At 66.9% G+C, this 15,747-nt stretch carries 14 protein-coding genes; 6 read left to right on the plus strand and 8 right to left on the minus strand.

All coding sequences use genetic code 11. From position 1 onward, the window contains the following. Window positions 1–43 precede the first annotated feature (43 nt). Both M8A51_RS05985 and M8A51_RS05990 read right to left on the minus strand, forming a co-directional pair. Window positions 44–1,255 (minus strand): ABC transporter substrate-binding protein, encoded by a 1,212-nt coding sequence (locus M8A51_RS05985; RefSeq protein ID WP_407062211.1) that lies wholly within the window; start codon window positions 1,253–1,255, stop codon window positions 44–46. Between the two features lie 92 nt (window positions 1,256–1,347). Next, window positions 1,348–2,715: a GH1 family beta-glucosidase gene (locus tag M8A51_RS05990; protein WP_251777274.1), complete on the minus strand. Its 1,368-nt coding sequence runs from the start codon at window positions 2,713–2,715 to the stop codon at window positions 1,348–1,350. A gap of 256 nt (window positions 2,716–2,971) precedes the next feature. On the opposite strand from M8A51_RS05990, the gene M8A51_RS05995 reads away from it, so the two are divergent. Genes M8A51_RS05995 through M8A51_RS06010 form a run of 4 tightly spaced genes read left to right on the plus strand, consistent with a single transcriptional unit; the run spans window position 2,972 to window position 7,432 of the window. Next, the gene (locus tag M8A51_RS05995) at window positions 2,972–4,003 is read left to right on the plus strand and encodes a LacI family DNA-binding transcriptional regulator (RefSeq protein WP_251777275.1); all 1,032 of its coding nucleotides are present in this window, start codon (window positions 2,972–2,974) and stop codon (window positions 4,001–4,003) included. Between the two features lie 59 nt (window positions 4,004–4,062). Continuing rightward, window positions 4,063–4,956, plus strand: coding sequence for a DMT family transporter (locus M8A51_RS06000; RefSeq protein ID WP_251777276.1), 894 nt, complete (start codon window positions 4,063–4,065; stop codon window positions 4,954–4,956). A gap of 31 nt (window positions 4,957–4,987) precedes the next feature. Further along, window positions 4,988–6,505, plus strand: a complete 1,518-nt coding sequence (locus M8A51_RS06005; RefSeq protein WP_251777277.1) for an MFS transporter — start codon at window positions 4,988–4,990, stop codon at window positions 6,503–6,505. A 6-nt stretch (window positions 6,506–6,511) separates the two neighbouring features. After that, entirely contained in the window at window positions 6,512–7,432 is a 921-nt protein-coding gene (locus tag M8A51_RS06010; RefSeq protein WP_251777279.1) for a M48 family metallopeptidase, read from the plus strand. A gap of 21 nt (window positions 7,433–7,453) precedes the next feature. Here the strand turns inward: M8A51_RS06010 and M8A51_RS06015 are convergent, their stop codons facing one another. After that, window positions 7,454–8,092: an MBL fold metallo-hydrolase gene (locus M8A51_RS06015; RefSeq protein ID WP_251777280.1), complete on the minus strand. Its 639-nt coding sequence runs from the start codon at window positions 8,090–8,092 to the stop codon at window positions 7,454–7,456. 84 nt (window positions 8,093–8,176) lie between these two features. Continuing rightward, entirely contained in the window at window positions 8,177–8,626 is a 450-nt protein-coding gene (locus M8A51_RS06020; protein WP_251777281.1) for an SWIB/MDM2 domain-containing protein, read from the minus strand. Between the two features lie 392 nt (window positions 8,627–9,018). Between M8A51_RS06020 and M8A51_RS06025 the strand changes: the two genes are divergently transcribed. Beyond that, window positions 9,019–9,597, plus strand: a complete 579-nt coding sequence (locus M8A51_RS06025) for a DJ-1/PfpI family protein (protein WP_251777282.1) — start codon at window positions 9,019–9,021, stop codon at window positions 9,595–9,597. A 113-nt stretch (window positions 9,598–9,710) separates the two neighbouring features. Beyond that, window positions 9,711–10,082, plus strand: coding sequence for a ribbon-helix-helix domain-containing protein (locus tag M8A51_RS06030; protein WP_251777284.1), 372 nt, complete (start codon window positions 9,711–9,713; stop codon window positions 10,080–10,082). Window positions 10,083–10,112: 30 nt separating this feature from the next. Here M8A51_RS06030 and M8A51_RS06035 read toward each other — a convergent pair whose 3' ends face one another. The 4 genes from M8A51_RS06035 to M8A51_RS06050 form a co-directional block, all read right to left on the minus strand. Then, window positions 10,113–11,246, minus strand: a complete 1,134-nt coding sequence (locus M8A51_RS06035) for an alpha-hydroxy acid oxidase (RefSeq protein WP_251777285.1) — start codon at window positions 11,244–11,246, stop codon at window positions 10,113–10,115. 220 nt (window positions 11,247–11,466) lie between these two features. Beyond that, window positions 11,467–12,150: a Fe2+-dependent dioxygenase gene (locus tag M8A51_RS06040; protein WP_251777286.1), complete on the minus strand. Its 684-nt coding sequence runs from the start codon at window positions 12,148–12,150 to the stop codon at window positions 11,467–11,469. A gap of 140 nt (window positions 12,151–12,290) precedes the next feature. Further along, window positions 12,291–14,561, minus strand: a complete 2,271-nt coding sequence (locus tag M8A51_RS06045; protein ID WP_251777287.1) for a TonB-dependent receptor — start codon at window positions 14,559–14,561, stop codon at window positions 12,291–12,293. Window positions 14,562–14,761: 200 nt separating this feature from the next. After that, complete coding sequence (locus tag M8A51_RS06050; protein WP_251777288.1) at window positions 14,762–15,727, minus strand: TerC family protein; 966 nt, start codon at window positions 15,725–15,727, stop codon at window positions 14,762–14,764. Window positions 15,728–15,747: the final 20 nt, after the last annotated feature.

Here is a 15,747-nt window from a genome sequence, read left to right on the forward strand (position 1 = left end):
TGGGGTGGTTCCCGCCGGGCCCGCCGGCGGGACCGTTGCGGCTTCAGCCCTTGGCCGCGGAGGCGAAGGCCTTCACGACGTCGTCGACCGACTGGTTGTTGTTCCAGAACTTGGTGATCACGTCCTGCAGCGCGCCGTTGACGTCCGGCGTCACCAGCATCTCGGCGTTCGGCAGGTGGCGCGAGGGATCCTTCATGATGCGGATGCCGGTCTGCGCACAGACGTCCATCTTGCTGGCATCGACGTCGGTGCGGATCGGGATCGACCCCTTCTTGTTGTTGAAGGCGACCTGGGTGGCCGGCGAGGTCATCAGCGAAGCCAGCGTGCGCTGTGCCTTGATGGCGCCCGCGTCACTGGTCTTCGGGAACACGAACACGTCGCCCGAAATGATGTACGGCGAGTTGCTGCCCAGGCCGGGGAAACACCCGAACTCCTTGCCGGCCGTCTGGTTGGCCGCGCTGAACTCGCCCTTGGCCCAGTCGCCCATGATCTGGATGCCGGCCTTGCCGGCGATCACCATCGAGGTCGCGTCGTTCCAGTTCCGCCCGGCGGAACCGGCGTCGACGTAGTCGCGCAGCCGCTTGAAGGTGGCCAGCACGCGCTTGAATTCGGCCGAGTTGATGGCCTTCGGGTCGGCGTCGCGGTAGACCTTCATGAACAGGTCCTTGCCGCCCACGTTGGCCAGCAGCGTGTCGAAGGTGATTTTCTCCTGCCACGGCTGGCCGCCGAGGGCCAACGGCACGAGGCCGGCTGCCTTCAGCTTGTCGAGCGCGGCGAACAGTTCGTCGACGGTCTTGGGTTCGCTCTTGATGCCGGCCTTGTCGAAGGCCGACTTCGAATACCAGAACCAGCCGGGCATGTGAATGTTGACCGGCACCGCGTAGTAGTGGCCCTTGACCTTGACGCTGTTGATGATGGGCGCCGGGAACAGCTGGTCCCAGCCTTCCTTCTGCGCCACCGCGTCCATGTCGTTCAGCAGGCCCTCGGCGATCAGGTCGTGGAACTGCTTGGAGATGTTGAACTGCGCGGCGGTCGACGGGTTGCCGCCGACGATGCGGTTGACGGCTGCGGCACGCGCCGGCTCCGCGCCGGCCACCGCGTTGTCGACCCAGGTGCCGCCGGCGGCCTTGAAGGCATTGGCGAACTCGTGCATGGCGGCCGACTCGCCGCCCGACGTCCACCAGTGAATGACCTCGGCCTTCAGCGCCTGTGCCTGCGCAGCGGCGGCCAGGCTCAGCAGGGTTGCGGCGGCAATTTGCTTGATGGGGAATCTCACGTCTGTCTCCTCGGGGTGGCGAGCTTAGTGCTCTGTGTTTGCGGAAGGAATACGGGGCATCGGCAGTTGCTTCATGGCGTGCGCGCGGCCAGGAAATCGCGGATGGCCAGCGCGCTGTCCTTCAGCGTGCGCTGCTGCGTGTCGTAGTCGACGTGGACGATGCCGAAACGGCGCTCGTAGCCGAACGCCCACTCGAAGTTGTCCATCAGCGACCAGATGAAGTAGCCGCGCACATCGACGCCTTCGCGCATGGCGCCGTCCACCGCGCTGAGGTGGCGGTCGATGTAGCTGAGGCGCTGCGGATCGCGCACGCGGCCGTCCTCGATGCGGTCGTCGCAGGCGCAGCCGTTCTCGGTGATGTAGATCGGCGGCAGGCCCGGGTAGTCGCGCTTGAAGCCGATCAGCAGGCGGCGCAGGCTGTCAGGGTGGACTTCCCAGTCCATCTGGGTGCGCTCCACGCCCTCGGCGCGCACTTCGGTGTAGCCGTGTGCGCCATCGCTCTTCACGTGCACGCGGAAGTAATAGTTGATGCCGAGGTAGTCCATCGGGCGGCCGATCACGTCCATGTCGCCGTCGAGCACCAGCGGCTCGCTGCCGGGCCACAGGCGGAACAGGTCGTCCGGGTACTGCCGCTTGAACAGCGCGTCGAGGATCCAGGCGTTGTGTTGCACCTCGAACAGGCGTGCGGCTTCGCGGTCCTCGGGCGTCGGGCTTGCGGGCGAGGCCGCGCCGACATTGGCAACGATGCCGCGGCGCGCAGCCGGGTCGTTTACCTGCAGCGCCGGCAGCGCGAGCCCATGGCCGAGCAGCAGGTGGTGCAATGCCTGCGTCGCGTAGCGGGTCGAACTGAGCCCCGGCGCGTGGTGGCCGTTGCCGTAGCCGAGGAAGGCCGAGCACCAGGGCTCGTTCAGCGTCGACCAGGCGGTCACGCGGCCGGCGAGTTCGCGGCTCAGCAGGTCGGCGTAGTCGGCGAAGCGGTACGACGTCTCGCGGTTCAGCCAGCCGCCGCGATCTTCCAGATGCTGCGGCAGGTCCCAGTGGTAGAGCGTGACGTAGGTGTCCAACCCCTTCTCGCGCAGGCGGTCGAGCAGCCGCTTGTAGAAGTCCAGCCCCTTGTCGTTCTTGCGGCCGTCGGCGTGCATCACGCGCGGCCACGCCACCGACAGGCGGTAGGCGTCGACGCCGAGACCGGCGATCAGTTCGACGTCCTCCGCCCACTTCTCGTAGTGGCGGCACGCGACGTCGCCGTTGTCGCCGTTGAGGACCTTGCCCGGCGCGCGGCAAAAGGTGTCCCAGATGGACGGCAGGCGGCCGTCGGTGTTGCTCGCGCCTTCGATCTGGAAGGCCGCGGTCGCGACGCCCAGCAGGAAGTCCTGCCGCCGCACCGGCGAGTCGGGCGGCAGGTGGGTCAGCCCGGATGTGGCATCCGAACGTTGCATCGACACAGTGCTTCTCCTTTGGAGCATACGGTTCAAGGCCGCGGCGGATCGTCCCGCCGCGGAAGGCCGCTGCGAGGCGGGCGCCGGCTCCGCGCCTCTCAGCTCAATGAAATCGTTTTCAAGATAATGCATTTGATCGACGTTAGGAAAAACTGTCAACCCCTGGTTCGCCCTAGTTCACCGCAAGCTCGCCATCGCTCTTGTCCAATGCGGCACTACAATCCGCGGCTGATCCATCGGCCGACCCGCACGCATTGTGAAAACGAAAAGCAAAACGCCCCGTGAAGCGGGCGGCTCCGCGACCTTGCTCGAGGTCGCCCGGACGGCGGGGGTCTCGGCCGCCACCGTGTCGCGCATCCTCAACGGCGGCACACGGGTGTCGGCGTCCAAGCGCGAGGCCGTGGAGGCCGCGATCGCTGCGCTGAACTTCAAGCCCAATTTGCTGGCGCAAAGCCTGAAGCGCGGCCGCTCGATGATGTTCGGCGTGCTGACGCAGGACGTCGACAGCCCGTTTTTCGCCGAGACGCTGCTGGGCGTGGAGGCTGCACTGTCCGGCACCGGCTACGAGCCGCTGATCGCCAGCGGTCACTGGAACCCGAAGGAGGAAGCCGACCGCATCCGCCGGCTGCTGGCGCGGCAGGTGGACGGCATGATCGTGCTGTTCGGCCGTTTGTCGAACGACGAGTTGCAGCGCTTTTCCGAGCATGTGCCGGTGGTCGCCACCGGTCATGAACTGCGTGCGCCACGAGCGCTCGCTTTCCGGCTCGACAGCGAACTGGGCGGCTACATCGCGACGCGCCACCTGCTCGATCTCGGCCACCGCAGCATCGCCCACATCACTGGCGACCTCGCCCATGCCGACGCGGTCGACCGTCTTGCCGGCTACCGCCGCGCGCTGGCCGAGGCGGGCGTGCCCGGCGACGAACGACTGGTCGTCAGCGGCAACTTCAAGGAACCCGGCGGCGTGATGGCCGCGAACCGGCTGCTCGACGCCGGCGTGCCGTTCACCGCGATCTTCGCGGCCAACGACCAGACGGCCTACGGTGCTCGACTCGCGCTGTACCGTCGCGGGATCCGCGTGCCGGAAGACCTGTCGCTGATCGGTTTCGACGACCTGCCGAGTTCGCTCTACACGACGCCGCCGCTGACCACGGTGCGTCAGCCGATGTTCGAGGTCGGCAAACTGGCTGCGCGGTCGCTGCTCAAGCTGGTCGAGGGTGAGCCGGCCGATGTCGAGATTCCCGAACTCTCGCTCGTGATCCGGGAGACCACGCGCCGGCTGCGCTGAAGATCGCACGGGCGGCGGTGGGCCGTGCAGCGGGCGTCGGCGGCGGGCAAAATCATCGGATGACTGACCGCCGACCGCATCTCGACTCGCGTGCCGTGATCCTGCTCGTAGGCTGCTGCCTGTTGTGGGGTTTGCAGCAGATCGTCGCCAAGGCGACGCTGCCGATGATGCCGCCGGTGATGCAGGCCGCGGTGCGTTCGGCGGTGGCCGCGCTGCTCGTGTGGGCCTGGGCCGCATCGCGTGGCACGCCGCTGTTCGGGCGCGACGGCACACTGCCCGGCGGCCTGCTTGCCGGGTTGCTGTTCGCGGCCGAGTTCGTCTGCATCTACATCGGCTTGGGCTACACCACGGCATCACGGCTGGTCGTGCTGCTCTACCTGTCGCCTTTTGTCGTCGCGGCAGGGATGCCCTTCATCGCACACAGCGAGAAGCTTTCGCCGCTGCAGATCGCCGGGCTCGCGCTCGGGTTCGCAGCGGTCGCGATGGCTTTCAGCGAAGGGTTTTCCGGCGGTGGCGAGCAGCGCTGGATCGGCGATCTGCTTGCCGTCGGCGCGGCGATCCTGTGGGGCGCAACGACCTTGGCGATCCGCGCCACGCGCCTGAGCATTGCAGCGCCGGAGAAGACGCTCTTCTATCAGCTCGCCATCTCTGCAGCTGCGATGGGTCTCGTCTCGGTGCTGCGCGGCGAAGCCTGGCCTGCCGAGTGGAGCGGTGCGCTGTGGGGGTCCATGTTTTTCCAGTCGGCGCTTGTCGCCTTCGCCAGCTACCTCGTGTGGTTCTGGCTGATCCGCCACTACCCGGCCACGCGGCTCGCCTCGTTCACCTTCCTGACGCCCTTGTTCGGCCTGCTGATGGGGTGGGCCATCCTCGGCGAGGCGATCACGCCGCAATTGATGGCGGCCCTGGCCGGCGTCGCCGCCGGCATCTGGCTGGTCAACCGCAAACGAGTGTAGGCCGCTGCCGTGCGCTCCCTAGAATGCGCGCATGACATCCGCCCCTCCGGCTGCACCGACTCCCGCGTACAAGCGCAAGCTCTTCTGGGTCGCGCTGCTGTACTTCTCCGAAGGCCTGCCGCTCGGCGTCTTCTACGACATCTTCCCGGTCTACTTTCGGCAGCAGGGCGTGGGCCTCGCCGACATCGGCCTGCTCAGCCTGCTTGGCCTCGCGTGGACGATCAAGTTCCTGTGGGCGCCCGCGATCGACTGGGCGCGCCATCACCGGTGGTGGATCGCGGGCGCCAACCTCGGCATGGCGCTCGTGATGTGGCTGTTCGCCGGCAGCCTGGGCTTTGGTCCGTGGGTGTGGGTCGCCATCGGCGTGTTCACGATGTTTTCGGCCACCAATGACATCGCCACCGACGGCTACACGATCGAGCTGCTCGACAAGCGCGAGTACGGCCTGGCGAACGGGTTTCGCATCGGCTTCTACCGCGTCGGCATGCTGTTCGCCGGCGCCGTGCTGATGCTGTCGGGCTGGTTCGGCTGGTCGTTGGCCTATGTGCTCGGCGGTGCGGTGTTCGTCGTCAATGCGATGGTGGTGCTGCTCGCACCGCGCGAGGCCGCGCGTCCCGGCGCACCGCCCGGCAGCGTCGGCAAGGAGCTGTCGCTGCTGCGCCAGCAGCCGTTGTGGGTGGCGGCGCTCGGCCTCGTGCTGCTGGGCCTGTTGTGGCCGGCACTGCCGCCGATCGCGAAGGCAGCCGGCTGGGACGGTCTGGTGCCGCTGGCTGGCACCTGGTGGTTCCGCGGCGCCATACCGGTGAGCCTGATGTTCGCCGGTGCCGGCCTGATGGTGAAGGCCGCGCACGGGCCGCGCGCGGAACTGATGCGGGAAGGGCCGGTGTTCGGCGCCTGGGTCGAGCTGCTGTCGCGCCACGGCATGATCTCCATCCTCGTGTTCATCCTGCTGTTCAAGCTCGGCGATGCGGCGATGGGCTTCATGGTCAAGCCGTTCTGGGTCGATTCGGGCTTCTCCAACCAGCAGATCGGCTTGGTGAGTGTCAACGTCGGCCTCGCACTGTCGATCGCCGGCGGCCTGGTCGGTGGCTGGTACGTCGACCGCGTCGGCATTTTCAAAGGCCTGTGGGTGCTCGGCTTGTGGCAGGCCCTGTCCAACCTCGGTTACGCGCTCGCCGCGTGGTTCGTGCCGCGCGTGCTGCCCGGTGCAGACGGCATCGTGCAGCCGGCCGACATCGCGGCACATCACCAGGCGGCGGTGTATGCGGCCAGCGCTTTGGAGAGCCTCACCGGTGGCCTGGGCACCGGTGCCTTCCTGGCGTTTCTGATGGCCATCACCAACCGCGCAAAGGCCACCACCGAGTACGCGATCCTGTCGTCGATCTTCGCGTTCTCGCGCGCGGTGGCAGGGTGGGCGGGGGGCATCGGCGCGCAGGAAATGGGCTACGCCGCCTACTTCTTCCTGACCTTCTGGCTATCCTTTCCCGCTTACCTGCTGTTGCCGCGCGTGCGGCGCATGCTGGAACATCAGGACACGAACACAGTCTGAGGACGTATGAAACTGCAAGCCTTCCATCACTGTGCCCTATGCGCGGGGCTGGCCGCGCTCGATGCCGGCCACGAAGCGAGCGTGGCACGTTCGGGCCGGCGCTTGTTCACCGGGGCGCTGCTGGCTGCCGGCGTCGGCGCCACCCTGCCGGCCCTCGCGCAGTCGCGCGATGGCGTCGACGTCGGCAAGCAGTCGTCGTTTTCCAAGCTGGTGCCGGCTGAGCAGGTCGAGGCCGCGGCGTCCCAGCAGTACGCGCAGATGATGCAGCAGGCCCGCTCGCAGAAGGCACTGGCGCCGGCCGATCATCCCCAGGTGGTGCGGCTGCGCTATGTCGCCGAGCGCCTGATCCCTTTGAGCCTGCGCTGGAATGAGCGTGCCAAGCAGTGGAAGTGGGAAGTCAATCTGATCCACTCGAAGCAGATCAACGCTTTCTGCATGCCGGGCGGCAAGATCGCCTTCTACAGCGGCATCCTCGAGCAGCTGAAGCTCAACGACGATGAAGTGGCCCAGATCATGGGCCACGAAATCGCCCATGCCTTGCGCGAGCACGCGCGCGAACGCATGGGCAAGACGGCGGCCACGCGCCTCGGTGCCGGCCTGCTGTCCAGCCTGCTCGGCCTGGGCAGCACCGGTGACACGCTGCTCAACATGGGCGGCCAGCTGCTGACACTGCGCTTCAGCCGCGAAGACGAGTCCGAGAGCGACCTGGTCGGCATGGACATCGCGGCGCGTGCCGGCTACGAGCCCAACGCCGGCGTCACGCTGTGGCAGAAGATGATCGCCGCCAGCAAGGGCGCGCCGCCGCAGTTCCTGTCGACCCACCCCGCCGGCGAAACCCGCATCCGCGACCTGCGCGAGAACATGCCGCGGGTGATGCCGCTGTACCAAAAGGCGGAGAAACCGTCACGCCGCTTCGACCCGGCGTGACGCCGGCTTGCTCCTGGGGGCTCAGGTACCGCGCACGAACGGGTTGCTCCTCCGCTCCTGCCCGAACGTGCTCTCGGGCCCGTGCCCCGGGATGAACACCACGTCGTCGCCCATCGGCCACAAGCGCTGCGTGATCGACGCCACCAGCGTCTGGAAGTCGCCGCCGGGAAAATCGGTGCGGCCGATCGAGCCGGCGAACAACACGTCGCCGACGAACGCCCGGTTGGCCTCCGGCGAGAAGAACACCACGTGCCCCGGTGTGTGCCCCGGGCAGTGGCGCACCTGCAAAGTGCAATGGCCGATGCTCACGCTGTCGCCATCCTTCAGCCAGCGCGTCGGCGTGAACGGCTCGCTCGGGGGGAAGCCGAACATGGCCCCCTGCTGCGGCAGTCCCTGGATCCAGAACAGGTCGCCCTCGTGCGGGCCGATGATGGGCAACTGACGCTTGCGTGCGAGTTGCGCGGTCGCGCCGGCATGGTCGATGTGCGCATGCGTCTGCCAGATCTGCGTCAACTCGACGCCCAGACGCTGCGCCTCGGTCAGCAGCTTCGGCAGGTCGCCGCCCGGATCGATGATGGCGGCCTGGTTCGTCTCGTCGCACCACACGATGGAGCAGTTCTGCTGGAAGGGCGTGACGGGGACGGTGAGGTAGCGCAGCATGGCATCGAGGGAAGAACGACGAGAGCATGAAAAAAGCCCGGGGAGTGACCCGCCGGGCTTTTGAGAGAGAGCGGACCGGGCCGATTACTTCAGCTGGTTGCTGATCAGCTTGGTCATCTCGAACATCGACACCTGGGCCTTCTTGAAGATTTCCTTCAGCTTGGCGTCGGCGTTGATCATCCGCTTGTTGACTGCGTCTTGCAGCTTGTTCTTCTTGATGTATTCCCAGACCTTCTTGGTCACTTCCGTGCGCGGCATCGGCTTGTCACCGATCACGGCGGCCAGCGCCGGGGTCGGGGTCATCGCCTTCATGAACGCGGCGTTCGGCGTGCGCTTGACCTTGGGCTTGGCTGCCTTGGCAGCGGCCTTCTTGGCAGGCGCCTTCTTCGCAGCGGCCTTCTTGGCCGGTGCCGCCTTCTTCGCCGGGGCTGCCTTCTTCGCAGCCGGAGCCTTCTTCGCCGGAGCGGCCTTCTTTGCGGCCGGGGCCTTCTTGGCTGCCGCTTTTTTCGCGGGAGCCTTCTTCGCAGTTGCCATGTCGAATTTCTCCATCAAGTGAGTGGTTGATGTGCCGGGTCGGGGCGAAGGCCGCATGAGCTCTCGTTTCCTGCCAACACCTGCGACGCGAATGGTACTGCGAGAGTGCTGCATTGAGAAGCACGTTTCCCAGGGAAATCAAGCGTTTCGCCCAGTGTGCGTGCGGTTTTGTCGCGGGCCGGCATCACTTCCGCTCTCTGCATGCTGTCTGCATGCGTCCCTGGGTGGTCGCTAGGGACGACGCTCTCCGTTCTGAGCCCCCCCGCAGCAGACGCAGTAGCCGGCTATTACCCGCATCGCATGCACCGTTTCGACAATCGGGACAGAGGCCTCGCTGCCGTGCGTGCGCCTCTGCTCCACCCGCGTTTTCCCTCTCGAGAAAGGAGACAGACATGGCCAAGAAGATCCTCATGATCGTCGGTGACTTCGGCGAAGACTACGAGACGATGGTGCCTTTCCAGGCGCTGTCGATGGTCGGCCACACGGTGCATGCGGTGTGCCCGGACAAGAAGGCCGGCGAATGGGTGATGACCGCGGTCCACGACTTCGACGGCTACCAGACCTACTCCGAGAAGCCGGGCCACCGCTTCACGCTGAACGCCGGCTTCGACGAGGTGCGGCCGGAAGACTACGACGCGCTGGTGGTGCCGGGTGGCCGTGCGCCGGAATACCTGCGCATGAACCCGAAGGTGATCGCGTGCGTGCAGCACTTCTCGAAGGCGAACAAGCCGATCGCCGCGATCTGCCATGGTGCCCAGCTGCTCGCAGCAGCCGGCGTGATCCGCGGCAAGCGCGTCTCGGCGTACCCGGCCTGCGCGGCGGAAGTCGAACTCGCCGGTGCCAGCTACGCGCAGATCGCCGTCGACCAGGCGCTGACCGATGGCCTGCTGGTCACCGCGCCGGCCTGGCCCGCGCACCCCGCGTGGCTGGCGCAGTTCCTGTCGGTGTTGGGCACGCGCATCGAGGCCTGACCCGCTCGGCGGTCTTGCGGGCGGGCGCTTTCCATCCGTGCGTCGAGCCGCTATCTTTGCTGTTGCGCGAGCCCCTGCACCGGCCAGAGGGCTCGCCCCAGGAGGCAACAGCGATGTGCGAGATCTTCATCCGCGCCAACCCGGCGTCCTACCAGTCGAAGACGCGCTCCGTGCGGCTGCACGGTGTGGTCACGAGCATTCGCCTCGAGAACCTGTTCTGGGAGATCCTCGCCGAGATCGGCAAGCGCGACGGCATGAGCGTGTCGCAACTGCTGGAGCGGCTCTACGACGAACTGGTGCAGTCCCGCGGAGAGGTCGGCAATTTCGCGTCCTTCCTGCGTGTCAGCGCGCTGCGCTACTTGGCGCTGCAGGCGCACGACCGCATCCCGACCGACCTGGCGGTGCCGATCCGCTCGCTCGACGCGAAGCAGGTCCTCGAGCGCCTGCCGGAAAGCTGGGTGACGCCCGAACTGGTCACGCACTGAAGCGGTTGCGGGGGCGCCCCGCAGGCGGGCTCACGCGTCTTCGTGCACCAGCAGCGACGGCGTGGCATCGGCCAGCGTTGCACAGCCGCTCAACGCCATCGCGATCTCGAGCTCGTCGCGCAGCAGGCGCAGCACGTGCGCCACGCCCAACGCACCGGCGCTTGCCAGCGCGAACACATAGGGGCGCCCGACCAGTACCGCTCGCGCACCCAGAGCGACCGCCTTCAGCACGTCGGTGCCGCGCCGGATCCCGCCGTCGACCAGCAGCGGCAGCGCGCCGCCGACAGCGTCCACGATGCGCGGCAGGGCCCAGGCGGTGGTCACGGCCGTGTCGAGCGTGCGCCCGCCGTGGTTGGAGACGACCAGCCCGGCGACGCGCAGCGCGGCTGCCTGCCGCGCGTCGTCCTCGTGCAGCACGCCCTTCAGCAGCACCGGCAATCGTGTCTGGCCGAGCAGCCATTCGACGTCGTCCCAGGTCGGCGCCGACTGCAGCAGGTCGTCGAACAGCACGCTGCTGCCGGCGGTAGACGCCGCGGCGGCGGGCTGCGGCACGCCGGCGAGGTTGACAGCCGTGATGCCCGTCGGCAGACGGTAGCCGGCGCGGCGCTCGCGATCGCGTGCGCCGCTGGTCGGCGCGTCGACGGTCAGCACGATGGCTTCGTAGCCGGCCGCTTCGGCACGCCGCAGCAGCTCGACCGTGTGCCCGCGCTGGCGCTGCAGGTAGAGCTGCAGCCACAGCGGCCCGCGTTGCGCTTCGCGCAGCACGGCGCGGGCGACGTCTTCCATCGGCGTGCTGGCCTGCAGGCTGAGCACCATGCCCGCCTCCTGCGCCGCGGCGGCGCACGCGCTGCCGATCTCGCCGTCCGGGTGAGCCATGCGCTGGTAGGCGATCGGCGCCAGCAGCAGCGGATGCGCGAGCGTGCGGCCGAGCAGCTCCAAACGCGTGTGCCCGCCGGCCACACGGCGCAGCACGCGCGGCTGCAGGCTGAGCGCGTCCCACGCCTCGCGGTTGCGGCGCAACGTGATCTCGTCCGCCGCACCCCCACTGAAGTAGGCCCACGCAGCCGGGTCGAGCCGCTCTCGCGCAACGGCTTCGTAGTCGCCCGCGGCCACGACGCCGGGTGGGATGCGTGTCGGGGCAGAGGCGGAGTGGCTTGTGCTCATGGTTTTACAGCAGCGATATTGCAGCTCACTTCACGGAAGGCAAGATGCCTCGTGATCGAGTGGCGCCGCGGATCCGGCTCTGCCGGTCCGCTGGTGCCGCCCCCTTGGGGGGCTGAGACCGGACACGAGCGGTCCCTGCGGACCGCTCGTGCCTGGCGAAGGGCTGGACCGTCCTCGGTCCAGCGCGGCCTGCCGGGCCGCGCAGCGCGTAGGGGGTGGGTCAAGTTGTTGCCCACATGCGCAGCAGGTTGTGATACGTGCCGCTGAGCGCCACCGCCAGTTCGGATTCACCGTCACGCTGGCGCAGTTTCAGCAGGTTCATGTCGAGGTCGAACAGCAGCCGCCGCTGCTCGTCGCTGCGCACCATGCTCTCGACCCAGAAAAAGCTGGCGAGCCGCTCGCCGCGCGTGACCGGTGCCACGCCGTGCACGCTGGTGCCCGGGTAGATCACCATGTCACCGGCCGGCAGCTTGATGCGCTGGCTGCCGTAGGTGTCGTCGATCACCAGCTCGCCGCCATCGTATTCGCCGGGCTCCGACAGGAACAGCGTGCAGCTGACGTCCGAGCGCACCCGCTCGCCGCTGGCACGCGAATGCAGCACGGCGCCGTCGACGTGCTTGCCGTAATGGTTGGTCGAACCGCCGTAGCGGTTGAACAGCGGGTTGAAGATCTTCTTCGGCAGCGCGGCCGAAAAGAACAGCGCATGCCGGTTCAAGGCACCCAGCACCAAGGCCCGCAGCGAACGCGAGGCCTCGCCGTCCTGCGGCAGTTGCTGGTTGTTTTTGACGTTCAGCGCCTGCTGCCCGGCGGTGGAGCTGCCGTCGATCCAGGACGCCGCCTGCAGCGTGGTGCGGGCGGCGCGCAATTCTTCCGCCGTGAGGATGTTCTGAAGGTGCAGCAGCATGGCGTGGTGTCGACCTGGGGGGCAGTGTATCGGCGGCGGGCTGAAACGGCTGTGCGCCCCGTCAAGCCGCGGCAAAAGCGAAAAGGCCTGCCGGCCCCGGTGCACGGGAGCGGCAGGCCGTGGGACGCGAAGCCGCAGGCTCAGAACAAGGCTTTGAGCGTCAGCTGGTAGGTACGCGGTGCGCCCGGCGAGTAGAAGCCGCGGTACAGCGAGTCGGCGTACAGCTCGTCGGTGGCGTTGTTGACGTTGAACTTCAGCGACAGGTTCTCGTTGAAGGTGTACTCGGCCATCAGGTCCAGCGTGGTGAACGCGCTGGCGGTGACCGTGCGGTTGCCTTCCGGATTCTGTTCGCCGCGGTAGTTCACCCCGGCGCCCAGACGCAGCGCAGGGATGACGCGGTACGTCGTCCACACGCTGGCCATGTGCTTGGGCGTCAGGCCCGGGCGGTCGCCCTCGCGTTGTGCATTGTTGGGGTTGCCGTTCGCGTTGGTTGGCTGGACGTTGCTCTTGTCGATTTTTGCGTCGGGGACCCAGGTGTATGAGAAGAAGGCCTCCCACGCGGGCGTGATGCGGCCGGCGATGTCGAGGTCCAGCCCTGCGGCATGGCGCTTGCCGGACAGCAACTCCTGCTCTGCGGCACTGTCCGGGTCGGTGTTGCGCTCGTTGTACTTCTGCGAATAGAACACCGCGGCGCCGAGCGACAGGCGGTTGTCGAACAGGTCGAACTTGCTGCCGATCTCGAAGTTGCGGCTCTTCTCGGCCGGGGTGTTCGCGGTGCGGCTGTTGAACTGGTAGGTGTCGCCCGAGGTGTTGAACGAGGTGCCGTAGGACACGTGATACGACGACCAGTCGTTCGGCTGCCAGATCAGCCCGAGACGGTGGCTCCATAGCGCGTCGGTACGGCTGAAATTCGTCTCGGTGGCCGTGGGATCGGCCGTTTCACTGTTGTCGTAGCGCCCTTTGAAGTGGTCGTAGCGCAGGCCGGCCAGCAGCTTCAGTTGCGACGTCAGTTCAACGAGGTCCTGCCCGTAGAGGCTGATGGTCTTCGCGTCGAACTCGTTCATCGGGATGTTCCCGCGCGGGTCGTCGAAGGTGGCGCCGTCATGCGGCGTGCCCACGGTCGTCGTCGGCCGCGTTCCCGCGCCGGCGATGTTGTTGTTGCGCTTTGCGTCCTCGTGCATCCACTCGGCGCCGGCGATCAGGTTGTGCTTGACGCCGATCCAGTCGATGTCGTTCGTGTAGGTCGTGCCCAGGTAGGTCACGTCGGTCTCGCCGACCCGGCCCTTGGCGGTACGGGTCAGCACCTGGTCCGGGTTCTTGTAGTCGTCCAGCGTCAGCGTCGTGCCTTGCGGCGCCTGTCCGCGGATCACGCTGGCCCACAGATTGCGCTTGTAGCGGCCATGGCGCAGCGTCGTCTTGAGTTCACCGCCTTCGCCCATGCGCAAGATGTGGCTGAAGGTGCCGTAGGTGGCTTCGCCCTTGTTGTAGTCGCTGTCCAAGCCGTAGTAGTTCTTGGCCGGCAGGGTCTCCTTCAGCTTGCCGTTCTCGTCCAGCACCCAGGGGTGGTTGTAGAGCGGGCGGTTGTCGTATGCCATGTGGTACAGCCCGACCGAGAACTCGTGCCGGGTGCCGATGCCGAAGCGGTAGGTCGGGGCAATGCCCTTCTTCGAGACACGTGCGCCCCACTTGTCGGCATCGTGGTACATCGCGTTGATGCGCAGCGCGGCATCGTCGCCCGTCTTCAGGTTGAAGTCGCCCGTCAGCCGGTATTCGTCGCCGGAACCGACGGTGGCCTCCACCTCGTGTTGCGTCATCAGGAACGGCTGCTTGGAGACCTGGTTGACCACGCCGCCGGTGGAGCCGCGGCCGAACAGCATCGATGCCGAGCCTTTCAGTACCTCGATGCGGTCGTGGTTGAAGGTGTCACGCTCCTGCAAGGCCGGGTCACGGATGCCGTCGACATAGATGTCGCCCGCCTGGAACAGCGAGAAGCCGCGCAGTCGCACGTCTTCCTCGCCGGTTTCGCCCGCCTGGAAAGTCACGCCGGCGGTGGTGCGCAGCACCTCGCGGAAGTCGTCCAGGTTGCGGTCGTCCATCAGGCGCTCGGTCACTACCGTCACCGACTGTGGAATATCGCGCAGCGCCTGGTCGCCCTTGCCGATCCCCGAGCGCTTGGCCCGATAGCTTTCCTTGGACTCGGTCTCCGGCGTGCCCCGCACGGTGATCACGGGCAGCGAACCGGCCTGCTTCGGCTCTTCGGCCACTGGCGTTTGCGCCAGTGCGACGCCGGCAAAGCCGAAGCCGGCTGCCAGCGCGCCGAGCGGCGCCAGCGCGGAAAGCGCCGCGCCGCGGGTGACGGATGAGGGGGCCGGCGCGACCTTGACGGGCGCCCGACGTTGCTTGCGAGCCATGAACTACTCCTGGAGGCGTGTTGTGAGAAAACGAACACCGCAGGCCGTGGCTGGCAATGAAAAGCGCCCCCTCGGGGGCGCTGAGCTGGCGAAAGACCGGATCAGTGACAGGCGGTAATGATAACGATTCTTGTTTGTGTTGTGCTGCCTCGAGGCTACCGTGCCGGCCGGGCATGGCATTTGCGCAACATGCCCGCGACCTATTTGTCTTGCCGGACGGGCAGCCGGGGCGCGGTCTTGACACTCAGCACCATCGTTGCCGCGAGGATCGCGACCACCACGCCCAGCGACGCCAGCACCGGGATCTTGTAGACGTCGATCAGCAGCATCTTGGTGCCGATGAAGGCGAGGATGACCGCGAGACCGTAGCTCAGCAGATGGAACTTGCTCGCCATGGCCGCCAGCAGGAAGTACATCGCGCGCAAGCCCAGGATCGCGAAGATGTTGGAGGTCAGCACGATGAACGGGTCGGTCGTGATCGCGAAGATCGCCGGGATCGAGTCGACCGCGAAGATCACGTCGATCACACCCACCAGCAGCACCACCAGCAGCAGCGGCGTCGCGAGACGCTTGCCGTCCTGCCAGGTGAAGAAGCGCTCGCCGTCGAAACCGTTCGAGACCGGCACGATGCGACGCAGCAGCCTCAACGCCGGGTTGCTCTCGAGATCGGGCTCCTGTCCCGAAGCCCACCACATCTTGATGCCGGTGACGAGCAGGAAGGCGCCGAACACGTACAGCAGCCAATGGAACTCGCTGATCAGCCAGCTGCCGAGCAGGATCATCACCGTGCGCAGCACGATGGCGCCGATGATGCCGATCATCAGCACCCGCTTCTGGAAGCCGGCCGGCACCCCGAAGTAGGTGAAGATCATCAGGAACACGAAGATGTTGTCGACCGCCAGCGACTTTTCGATCAGGTAGCCGGTCAGGAACTCCGTCGCCCGTGTGTTGGCGACCGCGTTGCCGTGGTCTTGCGCCACCGCCCACCAGAACAGCCCGTTGAACGCGAAGCTCAACGCGACCCAGACGAGCGACCAATTGAGCGCTTCTTTCACCGAAACCTCGTGCGTGCCCTGCTTGCGCAGCACGACGAAGTCGATGAACAGGGCGACGAGAACGGAAACGACAAAAAAAGCCCACAGCCAGACAGGCGCAATGGTGTCCATGAAGACTCCGAGAAAAACGG

Origin of the sequence: Caldimonas mangrovi, assembly GCF_023721835.1 — a bacterium.
In the GTDB taxonomy this organism is placed as follows: Bacteria; Pseudomonadota; Gammaproteobacteria; order Burkholderiales; family Burkholderiaceae_C; genus Caldimonas; species Caldimonas mangrovi.